Consider the following 20,782-nt stretch of genomic DNA (forward strand, 5'->3'; position numbering starts at 1 on the left):
TCCTTGTTTAATTCACTAGGTTAAAGAATGCCGTAATTACAGCTTTTTGCTCATCTGCTGCCATAGTTGGATGCAGAGGAATAGTAACAGCCTGTTTGTAGTACGTTTCTGCATTAGGAAAATCACCTTCCGAAAAGCCTAAAGCTTGATAATAAGGCTGTAAATGGATCGGTATATAATGCAAGTGAGCAATAATTCCTTGCTCGCGCATGCCTGTAATGATTGACTTATGTTTTTCTACTTCACACTGCGTTAAACGAACAATATATAAATGGTAGCTAGAGTAACAATCATCCGATTGTTTTAAATGAGCTACCGTTGAGTTTGCAAATGCATGGTTATATGTTGTTGCAATGTCGTTTCGCACTGATACAAAGTTGTCTAGCTGCTTTAACTGACTCAGTCCTAAAGCGGCTTGCATATCAGTCATTCTATAATTAAAACCAAGCTCTAACTGTTGATAATACCAAGGGCCGTGACTTGGCTCGGTCATTTCTTCAGGAATATTAGTAATACCATGACTTCGCAAGCGGCTCATTTTTTTGTTGAGCTCAGCGCAGTTGGTAACCGCCATACCCCCTTCAGCAGATGTAATTATCTTGACTGGATGAAAGCTAAACACAGTAATATCTGAATAAACACAGCTGCCAACAGGCTTATCTTTGTACTTCGCGCCAATAGCATGCGAGGCATCTTCAATAACCTTAAAACCATACTCTTTGGCAAGTGCATTGATTGCTGCCATATCGCATGACTGACCAGCTAGATGAACAGGGATCACGACCTTAGGAAGTTGCTGGTTTTGTTTGGCTAACGTTAGTTTTTCTTGAAGCGCTGCAACAGACATATTGCCTGTTTCAAGGTCGATATCAACAAAATCGATGTCTGCGCCACAATACAGGGCGCAGTTACTCGAGGCGACAAAGGAGATTGGCGATGTCCATACAATGTCATCTTTACCTACGCCTAAAGCTAGGCAAGCAATATGTAACGCTGAAGTCGCACTGTTAGTGGCACAGGCATAGTGAGCACCACAATATTCTGCAATAGCACTTTCAAATGCCGGAACAGCAGGTCCTTGCGTTAGCCAGTCAGACTTTAATACATCAATTACGGCGTTGATGTCATCTTGAGAAATATTTTGTTTGCCGTAAGGAATTACCTTATTCGTCATAATGCAGTATTACAGTAACGCTTGGACATTGAAGTTTTTAATTTCTTCAATGCTCATATAATCTGGGTTATCGAGTGAGTTATACTCGAAACCTTGGGCAACTTGCTCGCCTTTTTCGCCAAGTGCGTTTTCAGTAAAATCATTGCTACGACTACTGAATTTTATGCCCGGAGCGATTACAAAGTGATCGCTATATTCGTACGTTTCAAAGCATAAGTCGGCAGGACACATAACTTCGTGTAACTTTTCACCAGGGCGAATACCAATTATTTTAATTGGTAAGTCAGGTGCCATTGCTTTGGCAAGATCAGTAATGCGAATTGAAGGGATCTTCGGAACGAAAATTTCGCCACCTAACATACGCTCAAAGTTTGTTAAAACAAAATCAACACCTTGTTGCAGGCTAATCCAGAAGCGAGTCATTTCTTCATGAGTAATTGGTATATGGTCGCGGCCTTGGTCGATAAATTTTTGGAAAATAGGCACAACAGAGCCACGCGAACACACTACGTTACCGTATCTTACTACAGCAAAGGTTGTTTTATGGCCGCCAGCAATATTGTTAGCAGCCACAAATAACTTATCTGATGCAAGTTTAGTCGCACCATATAAGTTGATTGGGTTCGCGGCTTTATCAGTCGACAGTGCAATGACTTTTTCTACGTTATTATCAAGAGCCGCATCAATGACATTTTCAGCACCATTAATATTGGTTTTGATACATTCCATTGGGTTGTATTCAGCGGCAGGTACTTGTTTTAATGCTGCTGCGTGAATCACATAGTTCACACCACGCATAGCACGACGAAGCCTTTCTTTATCGCGTACATCACCAATAAAATAACGCATACACGGTTGGTCAAACTCTTGCTGCATTTCAAACTGTTTGAGTTCGTCACGCGAAAAGATAATGATCTTTTTTGGCTTATAGCGTTCTAGAAGCGTTTTGACGTATTTTTTACCGAATGAACCGGTACCACCGGTAATTAAAATTGTTTTATTGTCGAACATAGTGTTACCCGAGTTATTTTTCATTGGCGTTTGATACGCAAAGTGAGAATTTTGACACAATTCTCAGTAATTTAACTATTAACTAATACACTAGCAAGTCAGATGCCAAGTTAATTTATCTAAACCATGGTACAAAGTGCAAATTTTGGCAAATTAAGCTATAATTTAAACAATCGGTTTGTCGGAGGCCGCCATGAAAATTCAATCACCCAATACCGGGTTTTTAAACCAAACTCAGCAAACGGGTAACAAGCTTGCTGAGCAACTAGCATCAGGTAAAAAAGTAAATTCAGCGGCAGATGATGCCGCTGCACTGCAAATTATTGATAGATTAACATCGCAGCAAGATGGCTACAGTCAAGCAATTAATAATGCGTACGATGGCATTTCTTACTCGCAAGTAACAGAGTCAAATTTATCTGGTGTAAATGATGCCGTTTCTCGCATTCGAGAGCTGTCTATTCAAGCGGGTAATGGTGCGCTCACAGATAATGATAGAGCTGCACTTCAAGAAGAAGTGTCGCAATTACAAACGCAAATATCAGAAACCTTTGAAAATGCGACATTCGGTGGTAAACCTTTATTTGATGGTGAGCAAGTGTCGTTTCAAGTTGGTCCTGATGCCAACACCACACAATCAGTGACGCCATCTGATGGTAGTATTGCTTCAGTTATTGCAGGAATCGATATTTCAACCCAAGCAGGAGCTCAAGCTGCGATTGATATTAGCGACCAAGCAGCTGAAGAAATTAACACGCAAAGAGCTGAGCTAGGCGCTTTTCAAAACACCTTGGCGAGTACGATAAAAGGTTTAGGCAACCAGCGAGAGAACATTGCTGCGAGCCAAAGCCGAATAGAAGATACTGACTATGCAAAAGCTGTGTCTGATCAAGTAGCTAATGATATTTTATCGCAAGCATCGATTGCCTTACGTGGTCAGGCAAATCGTTCAGCCGAATCTATATTAGGTTTACTTTAATTCTTTAGTATTAAATTTTAGTGCTAAGTGACTATTTTTTGGCGTTGATGTCAATAAATTGCCGCTTAGCGCTTGCATCCCTCCTAAACTCGCTTACAATTTAGAAATTAACTAACCTCGTGGTAACTGTGGTTCGCCAATAATGATCTTAATTTTAGACAATAATAATAATCGTGCGATAGGTTTACATGCAGCACTTACCTTCATTGGTGAAACTGCACAATTAGTTGATGAGACTTCATTACAGTCTTTTTGTGAAAAACATCAACAGCAAGAATGCATGGTCATTCTTGGTGCTTTACAGCAGCTAAATCACGAGGCTGTGATCAAACAGTTTCCAGCCATTCCGTTTTTATTAATTGGTGAAACACTCAAACCGTTACTAAGCATTGCTAATGTAGTTGGTTTAATTTGTGAGCCGTTTAACCATGATGTAACTACTCAGCTATTGCATGATTGTCAGCAATATCAGCGCATGCTACCGGGTGACCATAAACAAGCTAAATCTAACAAATCGTTTGATGGTTTAGTCGGTGAAACCGAAGCTGTAAAAGATGTGCGCTTTTTAATTGAACAAGTAGCAAAAACCGATGCAAATGTACTGATCTTAGGTGAGTCAGGCACAGGTAAAGAAGTTGTTGCACGTAACGTTCATTTACTCTCTAAACGCAATACCGGGCCATTTGTGCCGGTAAACTGTGGTGCTATCCCAGGCGAGCTTCTTGAAAGTGAGCTATTTGGCCATGAAAAGGGGGCTTTTACGGGGGCTATTTCTGCACGAAAAGGGCGTTTTGAATTAGCGCAAGGCGGCACGCTGTTTCTAGATGAAATTGGTGATATGCCTTTGCAAATGCAGGTTAAACTACTGCGTGTGTTGCAAGAGCGTAGCTATGAGCGAGTAGGGGGTACTAAGCCTATTCAAGCAGATGTACGCATTATTGCTGCGACTCACCGCAACCTTGAAGAAATGATTGAAAAGGGCGACTTCCGTGAAGACCTTTTTTATCGCTTAAACGTGTTTCCAATTGAAAATCCTTCGCTTAGTGAGCGTGCTGACGACATTCCTCTGCTTTTAAAAGAGTTAATGCGTCGTGTGAACGAGCAAAGTGGCACAACGGCCAAATTCACTGAGCGTGCGATTCAAAGCTTAAAAGAGCATGCGTGGCCGGGGAATATTCGTGAACTTGCTAACTTAGTTGAACGCATGGTGATCATGTTCCCTGATAAAGTAGTTGATGTGCCAGACCTTCCAGCTAAATATCGTTATATTGAAGTTGAGGCTTATGAGCCTGAGTATCCAGAAGAATTGATGGAGCGAGATGCTTTCAACGATATTTTCAGTACAGGCTTTAGTGATTATGATGATGAAGAACCTGATGTACCAGCAACAACGGTTGACTCAGGTTTACTACCAGATGAAGGGATTGAGCTCAAAGAGTATCTTGCTGAGCTAGAAATCAGCTTAATCAGCCAAGCATTAGAGCGCTATGATTACGTTGTTGCACGAGCTGCAGAAATTTTAGGTGTTAGGCGCACCACACTGGTCGAAAAAATGAAAAAATATAACCTAACGCGTGACTAAGCCGCGTTAGGTTTCTTCCTCGGTTTTATCTCTTTAATATTCACTAATTATCTCAGCTTTTCTAAAGCAATCATTGCTATGGTCATTTACCATGCCACAGGCCTGCATGTGGGCATACACCGTAGTAGGGCCTAAAAACTTAAAACCGCGCTTTTTTAAATCTTTGGCGAATGCTGTTGAGGCTTCAGTAATAGCCGGGTAATCCTCTAATTTATCAAGATCGTTTACCAACGGTTTGCCACCAACAAACTGCCATTGGTAATTTGAGAAACTGCCAAACTCTTTTTGAATCTCAATAAAACGTTGCGCGTTATTAATAGTGGCGGCGATTTTAGCGCGATTACGAATAATACCTTCAAACTGCATTAATCGTTCGGCGTCGTCTTCGGTCATTTTGGCAACCTCTTCGACAACAAAGTTTTTGAAGGCACTGCGATAGCCATCACGCTTTTTAAGTATGGTATACCAACTCAGTCCCGCTTGTGCTGACTCTAAGGTTATAAATTCAAATAAGCGGTGATCATCATATAATGGCACCCCCCATTCTTGGTCATGATAGGTCACATAATCTTCTTTGCTGGTATCGAGCCACGGGCAACGACAATGGTGTTCTTTTTGCATTATTCCCTCGCGATTGTCATTTTTTTGTCAGTGTTGTTTTGTCTTTAATTTATTGAAATAAAACAAAAATAAATTTGGTACGGATTGTGCATTTAGCTAGGTAGACACGATTTTTTGAGTATCGATTATGGCCTTAGCAAATGTCCTAAAACCACAATTTATCACAGCCAAACAATATAACCCATGCTTACAACAAGAAGAGTATGTGGGTGAGTTGAGTGAGCTGCGCCAACAAGCCAGTTGGTTAGGTCATTTGGTTGATACCATGCCTGCGGGTGTGGTGGTTTTAGATGGCCGAGGCATGATCGCAAAAGCCAATCAAATTGCCATTGATATGCTAGGTGAACCCCTCGAAGGTGAAAAGTGGTTTAGCGTAATTCAACGCTCATTTCGACCACAGCAAGACGATGGACATGAAGTATCACTTAAGGATGGCCGTTTAATAAAGCTTGATATTACTGCGCTTGCTCCAGAGCCAGGGCAGTTAATTTTAATGACAGATTTAACTGAAACCAGGCGATTACAAAAGCGAGTAGCACATATGCAGCGCTTAAGTGCGCTTGGCAAAATGGTCGCTTCGCTTGCTCATCAAGTCAGAACACCGTTATCTGCGGCCATGCTTTATGCTGCCAATTTAGGCTCAAAGCGATTGCCAGAAAGCTCGCGTGGCAACTTTCATACGAAGCTAATGTCGCGTTTAAAAGATTTAGAAACCCAAGTGAACGATATGCTGTTATTTGCCAAAAGTGGTGAGCAACAAGTGGTCGAAAGCGTTTCAATGCAACAGTTACTTAATGAAGTAAAAGCCGGTGCTGATGCTATGGTTGCACAAAATAACAGTGAACTTAGCGTGAACTTGCCTGAGCCAGATATTGAAATTATGGGTAATAAAACTGCTCTGGCGAGTGCTATTCAAAATCTGATCCACAACAGTATTCAAATTATTGGCTCTGAGGCTGTGGTAACCCTGAGTGCCGAACGTGACGAAACCAGCGAAAACTGCGTTCGCATCAGTGTCAGTGATAATGGCCCAGGTGTTGATTTACGTCATGCGAACAAATTATTCGAACCTTTTTACACTACCAAAAGCCAAGGCACGGGGCTTGGACTTGCAGTTGTAAGTTCAGTCGCCAATGCGCACCAAGGACGGGTTGAAGTGACTAATAATGCTCATGGGGGAGCATGTTTTAGTTTGATCTTGCCAATTAGTGCAGAACCAATGTCAGCGGAGGCAAAATGAATACTAACTCTATTTTAGTCGTTGAAGACGACGCAGGCTTACGAGAAGCACTGATTGATACCCTTGAAATGTCGGGTATTGATTGCGTTGCTGCAGATAGCGCTGAACAAGCGATGATCTTGCTTAAGCAAAATAGCTATTCATTGGTTGTTAGTGATGTGCAAATGGGCGCTATGAGCGGCCTTGACCTACTACGTAGCATTAAACTTAATTACCCTGAGTTGCCGGTATTAATGATGACGGCCTATGCCACTATCGATGATGCTGTAGAAGCAATGCGTTTAGGCGCGATTGATTATATGGCAAAACCGTTTGCACCAGAAGTGCTTCTTAATATGGTGAGTCGTTATTTGCCTGAAAAGGAAAAAGAAACCGATGGCCCAATCGTTGCCGATCCATCAAGTATTAAACTATTAGAGCTCGCGAGCAAAGTTGCCCGCTCAGATGCCAGTGTCATGGTACTCGGCCCAAGTGGCTCGGGTAAAGAAGTCTTGGCTCGTTTTATCCACGATAAATCAAATCGTAGCGATGCTCCCTTTGTGGCTATTAACTGTGCTGCTATTCCTGAAAACATGCTTGAAGCAACCTTATTCGGTTACGAAAAAGGGGCGTTTACCGGCGCGATTCAAGCTTGCCCGGGTAAATTTGAGCAAGCTCAAGGTGGTACCATCTTACTAGATGAAATCACTGAGATGGATTTAGGCTTACAAGCTAAATTACTGCGTGTACTTCAAGAGCGCGAAGTAGAGCGCTTAGGCGGTCGTAAAACGATAGAGCTTGATGTTCGCGTTCTAGCTACAAGTAACCGAGATTTAAAAGAAGCAGTGAGCGAAAATCTATTTAGAGAAGATTTATATTATCGCTTAAATGTATTCCCGCTAATGTGGAAACCATTAGCCGAGCGTCCTGGCGACATTATTGTATTGGCTGAGCATTTAATAGAGCGTCATTGCCTGAAAAGTAAAGAGCCTATCGCTCAACTAAGTGAGGGTGCGAAACAAAAGCTACTATCTCATGCTTGGCCTGGTAACGTACGAGAGCTTGATAACGTTATTCAACGGGCGTTGATATTATGTGATGGGAATAGTATTCATCAAGATGATGTCTTTATTGAAGAGTTGCTTACGGTTGATATCAAGCCAGTCGCTACGCCGCCACACAACGCACCGGTATATCAAGAACAGCCTGTTGAAGTTAATTTAGATACCGTGCCACAAGTGAGTGAGCAAGGTAATTACAAAGACGAGCTGAAAGACAAAGAGCATCGTATTATTTTAGAAACCTTAGCGCGTTGTAACGGTAAGCGTAAAGAGGTTGCAGAAACCTTAGGTATTAGTCCGCGCACGTTACGTTATAAACTGGCGCAAATGCGAGACTTGGGTATAGCCTTACCTGCATAAACTCCTTCCAAAAAGTTGCTCAAACAAGCTCACATTTTTGTGAGCTTGTTTGCTGTCAAAACTCTGACATGTGAAATTAATGATTCAAGTAGTTGAATTTACTTGCTTTATTTTGTGGCACGGTTTGTGCTTTATCAGTGCATAAGTAAACTGCATTGTCAGAGAGTATTATGAAAGTTCAAAACAGCGCATTATTTCAAGAAATGCAAGCTATGGCTTCAGAAGTAGGCCGTAGTAACTCAATTAATAATTTACCAACACAAACTCAGCCAACATCGTCGGCACAGTTTGGTGATTTACTTACCAATGCACTTGATACAGTGAATGGCTTACAACAAGACGCTAAGCAAAAAGTAACAGCAATGGAAATGGGCGATCGCAGTGTTTCTTTAGCTGACGTAATGATTGCTTCGCAAAAATCATCAGTCGCTTTTGAAGCTACGGTGCAAGTTCGAAATAAACTTGTTGAAGCTTATAAAGAAATCATGAACATGCCTGTGTAACTAGGTAGTGGAGAATTATTGTGGCGCAATCTAATCAATCAACTGATCTAGCCTTAGCAGGCGGCGGTATCGACTCAACCGATACTGATGATCAACAAGAGCAAAAGTCAGGCTACCTAAGTGCCTTAAACGGTGTAGATGTTTTACGCCAGGTTACTTTAGTGATCGCTTTGGCAATCTGTTTGGCTATCGCAATTTTTATTATTATTTGGGCTCGTCAACCAGATATGCGTCCGCTTGGCAAAATGCCAACGGAAGAGCTTATTCAAACGCTGGACTTTTTAGACGCTCAAAAGATTGATTACGAACTTGATGGTAACGTCATTTCTGTTGAAGAAGGTGAATACCAAAACATCAAATTATTGATGGCTCGTGAAGGCCTAGAGCAAGCGCCAAGCTCAGGGACTGACATCATCATGCAAGACATGGGGTTTGGTGTTAGCCAACGCCTTGAACGTGAACGTTTAAAACATGGTCGTGAGCAACAGCTTGCACGTACCATCGAAGAGCTAAAAAATGTTACTCGCGCCAAAGTACTTTTAGCTATTCCAAAAGAAAACGTATTTGCTCGTCGCGAAAAACAACCTTCAGCGACGGTAGTGCTTACCTTAAAACGCGGTCGTACACTTGACGGTGAAGAAGTTGACTCAGTAGTTGATATTGTTGCCTCAGCAGTCCAAGGTTTATCGCCAGAGCGTGTTACTGTTACCGATCAAAATGGTCGCTTACTTAATTCAGGCTCACAAAACTCACTTGCTGCTCGCTCTCGTAAAGAGTATGAAATTGAACGTAAGCGTGAAGAAGAGTACTTAAATAAAATCGATAGCATCCTTATTCCAGTTGTAGGCTTAGGTAACTATACCGCGCAAGTCGATTTAAACATGGACTTTAGTGCAGTCGAAGAAACACAAAAACGTTATAACCCAGACTTACCCGCTGTGCGCAGTGAAACCACGTTCGAAGAAAACAACATCGGTGGTCTTGCAGTGGGCATTCCTGGTGCGCTAACGAATCAGCCGCCAGTTAACTCTAATATTCCAGAAATTGCAGGCCAAGGTGGAGCAGGCTCAGCAACGAACCCAAGTCGTTCGCATAAAGAAGCAACACGTAACTACGAGCTTGATACAACAATTTCGCATAAGCGTCAGCAAACCGGTGTTATTCGTCGTATCAGTGTTTCAGTTGCCGTTGATTATGTACCGCAGGTGGGTGAAAATGGTGAAACAACCATGGTTCCTCGCTCTGTAGAAGCATTGTCAAATATTCGTCGTTTATTACAAGGCGGTGTTGGTTTTGATATGCAGCGTGGTGATGCACTTGAGGTTGTCACAGTGCCATTTGTTCGTGAAGATGCTGGTGAAGCGATTGAAGTTCCACTTTGGGAGCAAGATTGGTTCATGAAGATGCTACGCTTAGCATTAGGTGCACTGGTTATCATCGTACTGATTGTCTTTGTAGTAAGACCTATGCTGAAACGTCTAATTTACCCAGACGATACACTAGAAGAATATGATGAAGATGCATTAAGTGCAGGTGTAGATATTGGTGATAGCACGCTAGATATGCTAAATAAAGACTTTGACTCTGCTGCTGTAGGATTCTCAAGTGATGGTACACTACAGCTGCCAGACTTACATGGCGATGAAGATTTACTCAAAGCAGTTCGTGCATTGGTTGCAAATGAACCAGAACTGTCTTCTCAAGTAGTGAAAGCGTGGTTAACAGAAGATGACTGATCAAGAACAAAAACAACTACCACCGGCGTTTGATGTTGATAAATTAGACGGTGTTGATAAGGCGGCAATCTTATTGCTGAGCTTATCAGAAGAAGATGCTGCGCAAATCCTTAAGCACTTAGAGCCAAAGCAAGTGCAAAAAGTGGGTATGGCAATGGCTGCGCTAGATGATTTATCGCAAGCGAAAATTAGCGCAGTCCATAATTTGTTTATTGAGCAAATTCAAAGCTTCAGTACCATAGGCTTCCAGTCTGAAGACTTTATCAAAAAAGCTCTTACAGCAGCGCTTGGTGAAGACAAGGCAGCCAGCCTTATTGACCAAATTGTTATGGGCTCAGGGGCGAAAGGTCTTGATTCATTGAAGTGGATGGATTCAAAGCAAGTGGCGAATATTATTCGCAACGAGCACCCGCAAATTCAAACCATTGTTTTATCGTATTTAGAGCCAGAGCAATCAGCGGAAATCTTGTCGCAATTCCCAGAAAAAGTGCGCTTAGATTTAACCATGCGTATTGCAAACCTTGAAGAAGTTCAACCAGCAGCATTGCAAGAGTTGAATGAAATCATGGAGAAACAGTTCGCAGGTCAAGCTGGTGCGCAAGCTGCGAAAATGGGTGGCTTGAAAGCGGCTGCTGATATCATGAACTACCTAGATACCAATGTTGAAGGTCAGTTAATGGATTCAATCCGTGAACACGATGAAGAGATGTCACAGCAAATCCAAGACCTTATGTTTGTCTTTGAGAACTTAATGGATGTTGAAGACCGTGGTATTCAAGCGATCCTTCGTGAAGTACAGCAAGATGTATTAATGAAAGCAATTAAAGGTACTGACGAAGCATTAAAAGAGAAGATTTTGGGTAATATGTCAAAACGTGCTGCTGAATTACTCGCTGATGATCTTGAGGCAATGGGCCCTGTTCGTATTAGTGAAGTAGAAGCGGCACAGAAAGAAATTCTTTCTACTGCACGTCGTTTAGCTGACTCAGGCGAAATTATGCTTGGTGGCGGTGGTGGTGAGGAGTTCCTGTAAGCCATGAGTAAGTCTTCATTTCATACAGGACGCCCAGTGCATGCCAGTGAAGCTGCCGATGAATTATTGGAAAACTGGCCAATTCCAGAAGTGACGCAAGATACAACAAAACTCGCTGGACGCTCAACGGCGTATGGCACGCCTTTAGCTGACTTATATCGTAAAGAGCAGCAAAAGCAGCAGGCCGAAGAGCAGCCAGAAGAGCCTGAAATTCCGTCCCTAACAATGGCTGAGCTTGAAAAGATCCGTCAAGATGCCTATGAAGAAGGGCTAAAGCAAGGTCATGAGCAAGGCTATATAGATGGTTTTGAAAAAGGCGCACATGAGGGAAAAGAAGCAGGTTTTAAAGAAGGTGTTGAGCTAGGTAAGGAGCAAGGGCAAGAAGAAATAAAGCCAATTTTAGAAGAGCAGCTGACCAACTTAAGAAGCTTACTTGATAGCCTTTCTCAACCATTATCTAAAGTCGATGAAAGTGCCGAAAAGCAGTTAGTGCAGTTAGCTGTTATGTTAACTGAAATTTTAGTTTACCAAGAAATTAAAACCTCACCTGAAGTCATTTTACATGCTTTGAAGCAAGCTATTGATGCGTTAGGTGAAGAGCAAGCTAAAGTACGTATTCACTTACACCCCGATGATATTACTTTAATTACTGAAAGTTATGGCGAACAAACTATCGCAGATAACCATTGGCAGTTAGTTGCAGAGCCGACTTTAGAACGTGGTGGCTGCGAAATTAAAACCCCGCAATCATCCCTCGACATGACAATAAAAACCCGCGTCAAAGAAACGTTGGAAAACTTTTTGCATAGCAGTGGTATCTAATACTTTTTAGGCTCATTATGAGTGCTCAATCAATGACTCTAAGCGAACGCTTACAGCGCTATGAAAAAAATATCAAGGCCCCAAAACCAGCTGTTGCCGGTATTCTGACGCGTGTCGTTGGTTTAACGCTAGAAGCAAAAGGGCTTAGAGCACCTGTTGGCAGTCAATGTAAAATTGAAACCATTAACGGCTTTGTTGATGCTGAAGTCGTTGGTTTTAATGACCAAACACTTTACTTGATGCCAAATGATCACATCTCTGGCGTACTGCCTGGTGCACGAGTTATCCCAAAGTTAAATGAAACAGGACTGCCTGTTGGCATGAGTTTACTTGGCCGTGTAGTGGATGGCCTTGGTCGGCCACTTGATGGCTTAGGTGCCATTAATGCTGAGCATCACTTAAAGTTTGCGCAAAACTCAATTAACCCTCTTGCAAGACGACCAATTAGTCAGCCTATGGATGTAGGTGTTCGAGCCATCAACTCCGTTATTACCGTTGGTCAAGGGCAACGTATGGGTCTGTTTGCAGGCTCTGGTGTCGGTAAATCAGTATTACTGGGTATGATGACTCGTGGCTCTGAAGCAGATGTAATTGTGGTAGGTCTTGTGGGTGAACGTGGTCGTGAGGTAAAAGAGTTCATTGAAGAAATTTTAGGTGTTGAAGGGCGTAAGCGCTCAGTGGTGGTTGCAGCTCCAGCGGATGCTTCACCATTAATGCGTTTAAAAGGCTGTGAAAGTGCAGTGACCATTGCGGAATACTTTCGCGACCAAGGTCTTAACGTATTGTTATTACTTGACTCCGTTACCCGTTATGCCATGGCGCAACGTGAAATCGCCTTAGCCGTTGGTGAGCCTCCTGCGACTAAGGGGTATCCGCCTTCAGTATTTGCTAAATTACCAGCGCTGGTGGAGCGTGCTGGTAATGGTGGTGAAGGGCAAGGTTCGATCACCGCGTTTTTCACTGTGCTTAGTGAAGGGGATGATATGCAAGATCCAATTGCTGACTCTGCTCGCGCTATATTAGATGGCCACATTGTTTTATCTCGAGATTTAGCTGACAGTGGTCATTATCCGGCTATTGATATCGAAAAATCGATTTCTCGAGTTATGCCACAGGTTGTATCTGAAGCGCATATGCAACAAGCTCGAGTGCTAAAACAAGTGTATTCAATGTATCAACAGAACAAAGATATGATCACACTAGGTGCGTACCAAAAAGGCACCGACCCTATGCTTGACCAAGCAATTAATATGATGCCACGTGTGAATCAATTCCTTCAGCAAGGCATGAAAGATGTGATCAGTTATGATGATGGTCTACAAGGTCTTGCACAGTTATTAGGACAAGGTTAATGGCTCAAAGTAAACTTGATTTATTGTTAAAGCTTGAGAGCGATAAAGAAGAATCTTTACGCATGGATTATTTAAAAGCCCAGCAGCACTTACAAAGTAATCAACAAAAACTGCAAGGGCTGAATAACTTTCGCATGGAGTATTCTCAGCAGTTGCATTTGAAAGGACGATCTGGTTTGTCTAGTGCTGGGTTTAGTCAATATCATGCCTTTATCGCAAAAATTGAAGAAGCGATACGCCAGCAAGCCAGCACAGTGAATACTGCAAAACAGGTTGTTACGCAGCGCAAAGCATTGTGGTTAAAACAGCAAGTGAAAGCAAAAGCAGTGGCGAAATTAATCGAAAAGCAAGCTGAAAAACAAGCGATGAAAGTAGCTAAAGCGGAGCAAAAAATGCTGGATGAATTTGCTTCAAATCAGTTTTATCAACGTCAACTTAAAAACGCACTTCTCTAAAATACTATCTTTTTTAGGCATGTTAATTGCATTTACCTAACCAGTAGCATTAATTTTGGCACTTGCGGCGGCAAATTGCCTCTTTAGTTTTAGGTGAATTATGGCGATCAGTGATATCAATTTGCAGGTTAAAACTGAGCAAGGTACTGGTTTTTCAGGCAAAGACTCAGAGTCTAGCGACAAAGCATCGGGCTTAAGTTTTTTAACTTCACTTACAGAAGCAAGTGAAGCGGCAAACGCGCAAGCAAATAGCACCCCTCAAACAAAAAGTGATGCAGATACTCATTCTGTTGATGAAACTAAAGCTGTCAGTATTTCTGAAGAACCTAAATCAGATGCCAAATTAGGTGATGAGAACACAACTGCTGATGCTAAAGTTGCAACTGCTACCACGTCTACACAGCAACAATCTAAAACAAGTCCAGATATTCGTAATGCAGCTGTAACTAAAGAGCCAAGCGATGAACTTGCTCTTGTAGAAGATGAAGAAAACTCACTGCTTTCGCAAATTAATGCAGCTCAAGCTATGAGTACACGTGTTAATAAATTGATTGAAAATAATGATTTTAGCCCTGTAGTTGTTGATAAAAAACCAACCCCAATCGATACCATCACACCTGTTATACCTTCACCGATGACAGACTTTGCACAAACCGATGATTCAAAAGCCGACGCGGAAGGCGACAATTCAATAGCAAGCTTATTACATAAGTCTAAAGTTGCGACAGCGGTAGATAGCCAGCTAAAAGCGATTGGCGATTTACCACCAAAAGATAGCGTGACTCCGATTGTTGATGGTCCATTAACAGACAAAGAAAAGCAGGGTGTTTCAGCTGTTAATACACCGGATACAAAACCTCAGGTAGCTAACTTTGCCAGTGCAACACAATCAACTGACAACAAAGAAACCACAGTTGATGTAGACGCCCTGTTAAATAGCGCTCAAAAACAGACTGTGAATTCAGACGCTGCAAAAACATCTGATGGCAAAGAACTTGGCTTAAATGAGACAAGTAAAACTGTTTTAAATAAGGTGGTTGCAGATTTAAATAGCGATGATCAAGTAGATACAAAAACAGCTGAAGTTAATTCAAAACAAACACAAAGCTACACTGACAAAACGGCAGCAAATTTCAGTACTGAGCAAAGCATTGTTAAAAACATTGAAGCTGGCACGGCAAAAGTGGCAGATAAACCAACTGACGCAGCAACCAAAGTTGATCTAGCCTTAACAGAAAAGCCAGAGTCAGATAAACCAGTAACAGATAAGTCAATCGTTAGCTTGCTGGCCAAAGTACAAAGTGGCGACGGGCAGGCTGTAAGTGAGTTCGCTAAAGGTTTATCGCTAACCTCTGAGCAACAAAAGCAACTTGAGCAACAAATAAATCAACTTAAAGCTGATAATAAGCTCGGTGCTGATGAGGTGGCAACAATCAAGTCGCTATTGACTGATGTGAACAGTAGTAAGCCTACAACGCAAACTGCACAGAGTCCTGTATCACAACTTGCTGTAGAGCAAGACATTGCTGAAGAAAGCCAGATAAAACAAGATGCTGAATTAGCTGACAATAAGGCTCTCGATAACAAATTACCTACAGGCGTAGAAAAGCAAATCACGGCGCTGACTAAGGATGAGCAGCAAGCATTGTTAAACAAAGTGAATACTCAGCTGCAAACGTTAACGCCGGGCACTGCTCAGTACGAAAAATTAGCTGCAGCTCAAACTGTGCTGACAGAGGCTATAAATGCCCCTGCAACAGCCAGTACTGCGATGCCAGTAACCGCAGCAACAGTTAATGTTGAAAATAATAAAGCGAAACAAAATAATACCGCGCAAATTACAGCCGATGTGACAAAAGTAGTTGCTAGTGAAGAAGTAACCACAGAGCTTGATACAAAAATTAATACAGAACGTACACAGGAAACTGTTACTGTGCGTGTAGCTCAATTATTTACCCAGCTAACGACTCAAGCAAATGCAACAACACAACCAGGTGCCTATGAAATGGCTCATCAGCAATATGAGCAAGCACTAGACGTACAAACACTGCATACACAAACAACTGCGCAAACTCAGACTCAATCTAAATCGGTGAATGTTGACCCTGGTGTAATGCAAGCGATTAATATCATAAAAAGTGATGCTGCAAAGATGCTTCAAGAGCGAGTTAGCGCGTTACTAAATATTAATAATAAAGAAGCTGAAATTCGCTTAGATCCGCCAGAAATGGGCAGTATGCAAATTCGTATACGTAGCGATGCGGAGCAAGCTCAAATTAATTTTGTTGTTCAAAATCAGCAGGCTAAAGAAGCTTTAGAGCAATCAATGCCACGCTTACGAGAAATGCTTGCACAGCAAGGTATTGAGCTTGGTGAAAGTAGTATTCAGCAGGGGAACCCTGAGCAACAACAAGAGCAGTCTGGGCAAGGGCAGCTTGCTGGAAATCAACAAGCTGAGGAGCAGCAGCCAGAAGTAACAGCACAAAGCGCAGAAACTTCTCGACAACAATCTTCATCATCAATAGATTACTATGCATAAGTCCTGCTATTATAAGAAATAAAATAGTTACAGCGCGATAAACAGCTTGCTGTAACTTTGAGGGAAGTGACAATGGCCGAAGAAGCAAATTTAGAAATAGAAGATACGGGTAAAGGCAAAAAGAAGCTGATTATCATCATTGCTGCTGTAGTGTTGATTGCTGGTGCTGCTGCGGGTTACTTTTTATTTATGGGCGATGATGCCCCTGAAGAAAGCCTAGCAGATGAAACCACAGTGACAGAGGCTGCTGCACCATCGAGCTCCGCACAGATTGGTTCGGCTCTGTATGTCGCAATGCCACGCCCATTTGTATTTAATGTACCCGGTGCTAGTCGCGACCGAATTGTACAAATAAAAGTTCAGCTACTTGTTCGCGGTGAAGTGAACGAAGAAACTGCCAAAAAGCATATTCCACTTATCGAAAGTACCTTACTTGGCGTTCTTTCAACAACGACCGCAGATGAATTAGGTACCAGTGAAGGTAAAGAGTCAGTACGTGTTGCTGCACTTGAAAAAGTACAATCAGCATTAAGTGATGTTGAAGGTAGCAAAGTGATAGAGCGGGTATTATTTACCGGCTTTGTGATGCAATAAGGGGTCAGCGTGAGCGATTTATTATCTCAAGACGAAATTGATGCGCTCTTACATGGCGTTGATGAAGTCGAAGAGGAAGATATTCACGAAGGTGATGACTTAGACAGTAATACCTTACAGTATGACTTCTCATCACAAGATCGTATTGTTCGGGGTCGTATGCCGACCTTGGAGATCGTGAATGAACGTTTTGCCCGTCATATGCGAATTAGCCTATTTAACATGATGCGCCGCACCGCTGAGGTGTCGATTAACGGCGTACAAATGATTAAATTTGGCGAATATATTCATACCTTATTCGTGCCAACTAGTTTGAACATGGTACGTTTTCGTCCGTTGAAGGGCACCGGCCTAATTACCATGGAAGCCCGATTAGTATTCATTTTAGTGGATAACTTTTTTGGTGGTGATGGCCGCTATCATGCAAAAATAGAAGGCCGTGAATTTACCCCAACAGAACGCCGTATTGTTCAAATGCTGCTTAAAATCATCTTCGAAGATTATAAAGAAGCATGGGCGCCGGTAATGGATGTGTCTTTTGAGTACCTTGACTCAGAAGTTAACCCAGCGATGGCTAACATCGTAAGTCCAACTGAAGTGGTTGTTATTAGCTCTTTCCATATTGAGCTAGATGGTGGTGGCGGTGATTTCCATATCGCATTACCTTATTCGATGCTTGAGCCAATCCGTGAATTACTCGATGCCGGTGTGCAATCAGACACTGAAGACACTGACTTACGTTGGAGTAAAGCATTACGTGATGAGATCATGGATGTTGAGGTCGATTTATCGACTCAATTGCTTGAGGTTGATCTAACGCTACAACAGATTATGGAGCTTAAAGCTGGCGATATTATCCCTGTTGAAATGCCAGAACATATCACCGTATTTGTAGAAGAATTGCCGACTTTCAGAGCGAAAATGGGCCGCTCTCGTGACAATGTGGCACTACAAATTAGTGAAAAAATTAAACGCCCTGAATCAGTTAAGTCAGAACTACATGTGTTCACAAAAGGTGGCAAAAAACTGGATTCAGATGCAGAATTAGCAGAACTAGAAGAAGATCTACATCTATCTGAAGGTGTAGATTTAGACTGGTAGTCGATTTATAAGGTTAAACATAATGAGTGATGATCAAGATACAATGGACGAATGGGCTGCGGCACTAGCCGAAGCTGAAGAAGCTGAGGGTGGCTCAGGTGATGCTGCTGTAGCGGAGCTTGATGAGTTAAAAGATGAAAGACATGAGCTGTCTGGCGACGAAAAACGTAAACTTGATACTATCTTGGACATTCCAGTTACTATTTCGATGGAAGTGGGTCGTTCAAAAATCAACATTCGTAACTTATTACAGCTTAACCAAGGTTCAGTGGTAGAACTAGACCGAGTCGCTGGTGAGCCACTTGATGTATTGGTTAATGGCACCCTGATTGCGCATGGTGAGGTGGTTGTTGTCAACGATAAGTTCGGTATTCGTTTAACTGACGTTATCAGCCAAGTTGAGCGTATTAAAAAGTTACGATGAATGCTTTAGTTGCTTTAACAAGTGCGTCGAGCACTGCATTTCCTACGGCATCACCGACGGCAGATTTACTGTCTATGGTGATGTCTTTGCTTTTAGTGCTGGTGGTTATTATTGCTTTGGCTTTTTTGGTTAAAAAATTAAACCCAAACCTTGCCAACAGTGATGAATTTAAAGTAGTGCGCAGTTTGCCTTTGGGCTCTCGTGAGCGCTTGATGGTCATTGAAATCGATAACGCTCAGCACTTAATTGGTGTGACCCCGCATAGTATTAACTACCTGCATAAGCTAGAAACACCACTACAAGAAAAAGAACTGCCAGAACTTGCCAAAAAATTTGGTAAGTTGCTGAACCCACAATCACCTTCAAATAAAAAGAATTAACGCTATGATCAAGTGGATACTTATTTTAGCAAGTGTGTTGTTTTTGCCGTCGGTTAATGCTGAAGGCATAGAAGCACTGACCATTACCACCAACCCTGATGGCTCTCAAGATTACTCCGTGACGCTACAAGTGTTAGCGATCATGACGGCGCTGAGCTTTATTCCAGCGGCGGTCATTATGATGACCTCATTTACAAGGATTATTGTGGTTCTGGCGATATTACGCCAAGCAATAGGCCTACAACAAACGCCATCGAATCAAATTTTGTTAGGTATGTCGCTGTTTTTAAGTATTTTTATTATGGCGCCAATTTATCAGCAGGTGAATGAGCGCGCTATTGAGCCATACTTGAATGAACAAGTTACCTCAGTACAAGCATTAGAGCTTGCCAAAGAGCCAATGAAAGCGTTTATGCTCTCGCAAGTTCGTATAAAAGATTTAGAGACTTTTGCGAAAATAGCTGGTTATGAGCAATTAGATTCGCCAGAAGACACGCCGTTGATTGTATTGATCCCAGCGTTTGTTACCAGCGAATTGCAAACGGCCTTTATCATTGGTTTTATGTTTTTCATCCCATTTTTGATTGTGGATTTAGTCGTGGCCTCCGTATTAATGGCCATGGGTATGATGATGCTTTCGCCGATGATTGTATCTTTGCCGTTTAAGATTATGCTGTTTGTATTAGTAGACGGTTGGAGCCTTGTGATGGGCACGCTGGCGAAGAGCTTTGGGCTCGGGGTGTAACAATGCAATTCAAGACACATAATTAGGTAGGAGAGACAAAATGGAACCAGAAATTTTTGTCGATATACTCAGTGACGCGCTATTCTTAGTTATAAAGTTAGTGTCTGCAATCGTAGTACCTGGCTTATTAGTCGGTCTTGTAGTGGCAGTTTTCCAGGCGGCAACATCAATCAATGAGCAAACCTTAAGCTTTTTACCTCGTTTGCTGATTACCATAAGCGCACTTATTATCGGTGGTCACTGGTTCACGCAAGAGCTTATGGACTACTTCACTCGCTTAGTGATGTCGATACCGGAGATAGCAGGCTAAATGGAATTTCCATTTGCGGTTATTATTCAATGGCTCAGCGATTTTTTGCTGCCATTAGTGCGTATTAGCTCAATGATTATGATCATGGCAGGCCTTGGTGCGAAGAATGTACCAAGCCGAATTAAGCTTGGTTTAGCGGTAGTTGTAACCTTTGTTGCTGTGCCTATGCTGCCCCCTGCGACTTTTAATAACTTATTTTCGTTTGAGATGATCCTTGTGGTCATTCAGCAAATGCTTATTGGTGTGGCGATAGGCTTTGCTTCAGTACTATTATTAAATACCTTTGTTTTAGCAGGGCAAATACTCGCGATGCAAACTGGTCTTGGTTTTGCGTCCGTCGTTGATCCATCGAATGGTCTGAGTGTACCCGCTGTGGGTCAGTTTTACCTGATTTTGGCTACCTTACTGTTCTTTGTTTTTAATGGTCACTTAATGATGATCCAAATGGTCATTCATAGCTTTGAAGTATTACCAATTGATGGCAATTGGTGGGCGGTTGATCATTATTGGGATATCGTTACTTGGGGCGGTTGGATGTTCACCACAGCCTTGGTGCTTGCTTTAGCACCACTGACAGCTATGCTGGTTATTAACATGTCGTTTGGTGTGATGACCCGTGCGGCACCGCAGTTAAATATTTTTTCGATTGGTTTTCCGTTTACCTTAGTGGCTGGGCTCGTGATTATTTGGGCAACGCTAGGTAACTTCATGACTCAATTTGAGTTTCAGTGGTTAAAAATGGTTGAGTTAATGTGCAGCCTTGTTGGTTGTACACCTTAGG

At 42.2% G+C, this 20,782-nt stretch carries 21 protein-coding genes; 18 read left to right on the forward strand and 3 right to left on the reverse strand.

Annotation, left to right across the window (positions count from 1 at the left end; all coding sequences use genetic code 11):
* Window positions 1–7: 7 nt before the first annotated feature.
* Both pseC and pseB read right to left on the reverse strand, forming a co-directional pair.
* Window positions 8–1,174, reverse strand: coding sequence for a UDP-4-amino-4,6-dideoxy-N-acetyl-beta-L-altrosamine transaminase (gene pseC, locus AN213_RS06245; RefSeq protein ID WP_055197957.1), 1,167 nt, complete (start codon window positions 1,172–1,174; stop codon window positions 8–10).
* A gap of 9 nt (window positions 1,175–1,183) precedes the next feature.
* Window positions 1,184–2,185, reverse strand: coding sequence for a UDP-N-acetylglucosamine 4,6-dehydratase (inverting) (gene pseB, locus AN213_RS06250; protein WP_054562189.1), 1,002 nt, complete (start codon window positions 2,183–2,185; stop codon window positions 1,184–1,186).
* A gap of 193 nt (window positions 2,186–2,378) precedes the next feature.
* Here pseB and AN213_RS06255 point away from each other — a divergent pair, with 193 nt between their 5' ends.
* Both AN213_RS06255 and AN213_RS06260 read left to right on the forward strand, forming a co-directional pair.
* On the forward strand, window positions 2,379–3,164 hold the full coding sequence (locus AN213_RS06255; protein WP_054562188.1) for a flagellin: 786 nt from the start codon (window positions 2,379–2,381) through the stop codon (window positions 3,162–3,164).
* A gap of 142 nt (window positions 3,165–3,306) precedes the next feature.
* Entirely contained in the window at window positions 3,307–4,746 is a 1,440-nt protein-coding gene (locus AN213_RS06260) for a sigma-54 dependent transcriptional regulator (RefSeq protein ID WP_055197959.1), read from the forward strand.
* Window positions 4,747–4,779: 33 nt separating this feature from the next.
* Here the strand turns inward: AN213_RS06260 and AN213_RS06265 are convergent, their stop codons facing one another.
* Window positions 4,780–5,367 carry a DNA-3-methyladenine glycosylase I gene (locus AN213_RS06265; protein WP_055197961.1) on the reverse strand — a complete coding sequence of 196 codons (588 nt, stop codon included), beginning with the start codon at window positions 5,365–5,367 and terminating at the stop codon, window positions 4,780–4,782.
* A gap of 127 nt (window positions 5,368–5,494) precedes the next feature.
* On the opposite strand from AN213_RS06265, the gene AN213_RS06270 reads away from it, so the two are divergent.
* From AN213_RS06270 to fliR, 16 genes are all read left to right on the forward strand, one after another.
* Window positions 5,495–6,607, forward strand: a complete 1,113-nt coding sequence (locus AN213_RS06270; protein WP_054562185.1) for a PAS domain-containing sensor histidine kinase — start codon at window positions 5,495–5,497, stop codon at window positions 6,605–6,607.
* Window positions 6,604–8,007, forward strand: coding sequence for a sigma-54 dependent transcriptional regulator (locus AN213_RS06275; RefSeq protein WP_054562184.1), 1,404 nt, complete (start codon window positions 6,604–6,606; stop codon window positions 8,005–8,007). The genes AN213_RS06270 and AN213_RS06275 overlap by 4 nt, the downstream gene beginning before the upstream one ends.
* A gap of 170 nt (window positions 8,008–8,177) precedes the next feature.
* Window positions 8,178–8,510, forward strand: a complete 333-nt coding sequence (fliE, locus tag AN213_RS06280) for a flagellar hook-basal body complex protein FliE (RefSeq protein ID WP_054562183.1) — start codon at window positions 8,178–8,180, stop codon at window positions 8,508–8,510.
* 20 nt (window positions 8,511–8,530) lie between these two features.
* Window positions 8,531–10,246 (forward strand): flagellar basal-body MS-ring/collar protein FliF, encoded by a 1,716-nt coding sequence (fliF, locus tag AN213_RS06285; RefSeq protein ID WP_054562182.1) that lies wholly within the window; start codon window positions 8,531–8,533, stop codon window positions 10,244–10,246.
* Complete coding sequence (fliG, locus tag AN213_RS06290) at window positions 10,239–11,279, forward strand: flagellar motor switch protein FliG (RefSeq protein WP_054553274.1); 1,041 nt, start codon at window positions 10,239–10,241, stop codon at window positions 11,277–11,279. Before fliF ends, fliG begins: the two co-directional genes overlap by 8 nt.
* Window positions 11,280–11,282: 3 nt before the next feature.
* Window positions 11,283–12,101, forward strand: a complete 819-nt coding sequence (gene fliH, locus AN213_RS06295) for a flagellar assembly protein FliH (protein ID WP_054562181.1) — start codon at window positions 11,283–11,285, stop codon at window positions 12,099–12,101.
* A 17-nt stretch (window positions 12,102–12,118) separates the two neighbouring features.
* Window positions 12,119–13,453, forward strand: coding sequence for a flagellar protein export ATPase FliI (gene fliI / locus AN213_RS06300; RefSeq protein WP_055197963.1), 1,335 nt, complete (start codon window positions 12,119–12,121; stop codon window positions 13,451–13,453).
* Window positions 13,453–13,908, forward strand: coding sequence for a flagellar export protein FliJ (fliJ, locus tag AN213_RS06305; RefSeq protein ID WP_055020703.1), 456 nt, complete (start codon window positions 13,453–13,455; stop codon window positions 13,906–13,908). The genes fliI and fliJ overlap by 1 nt, the downstream gene beginning before the upstream one ends.
* 100 nt (window positions 13,909–14,008) lie before the next feature.
* The gene (locus tag AN213_RS06310) at window positions 14,009–16,447 is read left to right on the forward strand and encodes a flagellar hook-length control protein FliK (RefSeq protein WP_055197965.1); all 2,439 of its coding nucleotides are present in this window, start codon (window positions 14,009–14,011) and stop codon (window positions 16,445–16,447) included.
* Window positions 16,448–16,519: 72 nt separating this feature from the next.
* Window positions 16,520–17,041 (forward strand): flagellar basal body-associated protein FliL, encoded by a 522-nt coding sequence (gene fliL, locus AN213_RS06315; RefSeq protein WP_054562177.1) that lies wholly within the window; start codon window positions 16,520–16,522, stop codon window positions 17,039–17,041.
* A 9-nt stretch (window positions 17,042–17,050) separates the two neighbouring features.
* The gene (gene fliM / locus AN213_RS06320; protein ID WP_054553268.1) at window positions 17,051–18,142 is read left to right on the forward strand and encodes a flagellar motor switch protein FliM; all 1,092 of its coding nucleotides are present in this window, start codon (window positions 17,051–17,053) and stop codon (window positions 18,140–18,142) included.
* A 22-nt stretch (window positions 18,143–18,164) separates the two neighbouring features.
* The gene (gene fliN, locus AN213_RS06325) at window positions 18,165–18,566 is read left to right on the forward strand and encodes a flagellar motor switch protein FliN (RefSeq protein ID WP_054553267.1); all 402 of its coding nucleotides are present in this window, start codon (window positions 18,165–18,167) and stop codon (window positions 18,564–18,566) included.
* On the forward strand, window positions 18,563–18,946 hold the full coding sequence (gene fliO, locus AN213_RS06330) for a flagellar biosynthetic protein FliO (protein ID WP_054553266.1): 384 nt from the start codon (window positions 18,563–18,565) through the stop codon (window positions 18,944–18,946). The genes fliN and fliO overlap by 4 nt, the downstream gene beginning before the upstream one ends.
* Before the next feature lie 4 nt (window positions 18,947–18,950).
* On the forward strand, window positions 18,951–19,691 hold the full coding sequence (fliP, locus tag AN213_RS06335; RefSeq protein WP_054553265.1) for a flagellar type III secretion system pore protein FliP: 741 nt from the start codon (window positions 18,951–18,953) through the stop codon (window positions 19,689–19,691).
* A 40-nt stretch (window positions 19,692–19,731) separates the two neighbouring features.
* Window positions 19,732–20,001, forward strand: coding sequence for a flagellar biosynthesis protein FliQ (fliQ, locus tag AN213_RS06340; RefSeq protein ID WP_054553264.1), 270 nt, complete (start codon window positions 19,732–19,734; stop codon window positions 19,999–20,001).
* Window positions 20,002–20,781, forward strand: a complete 780-nt coding sequence (fliR, locus tag AN213_RS06345; protein WP_054553263.1) for a flagellar biosynthetic protein FliR — start codon at window positions 20,002–20,004, stop codon at window positions 20,779–20,781. It begins immediately after the preceding gene.
* Window position 20,782: the final 1 nt, after the last annotated feature.

It is taken from the genome of Pseudoalteromonas sp. P1-8 (assembly GCF_001399985.1).
In the GTDB taxonomy this organism is placed as follows: domain Bacteria; phylum Pseudomonadota; class Gammaproteobacteria; order Enterobacterales; family Alteromonadaceae; genus Pseudoalteromonas.

Excerpts from the sequence above, each read along its gene's own strand:
- pseC (WP_055197957.1), bottom strand. The coding sequence starts at position 1,174 with ATGACGAATAAGGTAATTCCTTACGGCAAACAAAATATTTCTCAAGAT.
- pseB (WP_054562189.1), bottom strand. The coding sequence starts at position 2,185 with ATGTTCGACAATAAAACAATTTTAATTACCGGTGGTACCGGTTCATTC.
- AN213_RS06255 (WP_054562188.1), top strand. The coding sequence starts at position 2,379 with ATGAAAATTCAATCACCCAATACCGGGTTTTTAAACCAAACTCAGCAA.
- AN213_RS06260 (WP_055197959.1), top strand. The coding sequence starts at position 3,307 with ATGATCTTAATTTTAGACAATAATAATAATCGTGCGATAGGTTTACAT.
- AN213_RS06265 (WP_055197961.1), bottom strand. The coding sequence starts at position 5,367 with ATGCAAAAAGAACACCATTGTCGTTGCCCGTGGCTCGATACCAGCAAA.
- AN213_RS06270 (WP_054562185.1), top strand. The coding sequence starts at position 5,495 with ATGGCCTTAGCAAATGTCCTAAAACCACAATTTATCACAGCCAAACAA.
- AN213_RS06275 (WP_054562184.1), top strand. The coding sequence starts at position 6,604 with ATGAATACTAACTCTATTTTAGTCGTTGAAGACGACGCAGGCTTACGA.
- fliE (WP_054562183.1), top strand. The coding sequence starts at position 8,178 with ATGAAAGTTCAAAACAGCGCATTATTTCAAGAAATGCAAGCTATGGCT.
- fliG (WP_054553274.1), top strand. The coding sequence starts at position 10,239 with ATGACTGATCAAGAACAAAAACAACTACCACCGGCGTTTGATGTTGAT.
- fliH (WP_054562181.1), top strand. The coding sequence starts at position 11,283 with ATGAGTAAGTCTTCATTTCATACAGGACGCCCAGTGCATGCCAGTGAA.
- fliI (WP_055197963.1), top strand. The coding sequence starts at position 12,119 with ATGAGTGCTCAATCAATGACTCTAAGCGAACGCTTACAGCGCTATGAA.
- fliJ (WP_055020703.1), top strand. The coding sequence starts at position 13,453 with ATGGCTCAAAGTAAACTTGATTTATTGTTAAAGCTTGAGAGCGATAAA.
- AN213_RS06310 (WP_055197965.1), top strand. The coding sequence starts at position 14,009 with ATGGCGATCAGTGATATCAATTTGCAGGTTAAAACTGAGCAAGGTACT.
- fliL (WP_054562177.1), top strand. The coding sequence starts at position 16,520 with ATGGCCGAAGAAGCAAATTTAGAAATAGAAGATACGGGTAAAGGCAAA.
- fliN (WP_054553267.1), top strand. The coding sequence starts at position 18,165 with ATGAGTGATGATCAAGATACAATGGACGAATGGGCTGCGGCACTAGCC.
- fliO (WP_054553266.1), top strand. The coding sequence starts at position 18,563 with ATGAATGCTTTAGTTGCTTTAACAAGTGCGTCGAGCACTGCATTTCCT.
- fliP (WP_054553265.1), top strand. The coding sequence starts at position 18,951 with ATGATCAAGTGGATACTTATTTTAGCAAGTGTGTTGTTTTTGCCGTCG.
- fliQ (WP_054553264.1), top strand. The coding sequence starts at position 19,732 with ATGGAACCAGAAATTTTTGTCGATATACTCAGTGACGCGCTATTCTTA.
- fliR (WP_054553263.1), top strand. The coding sequence starts at position 20,002 with ATGGAATTTCCATTTGCGGTTATTATTCAATGGCTCAGCGATTTTTTG.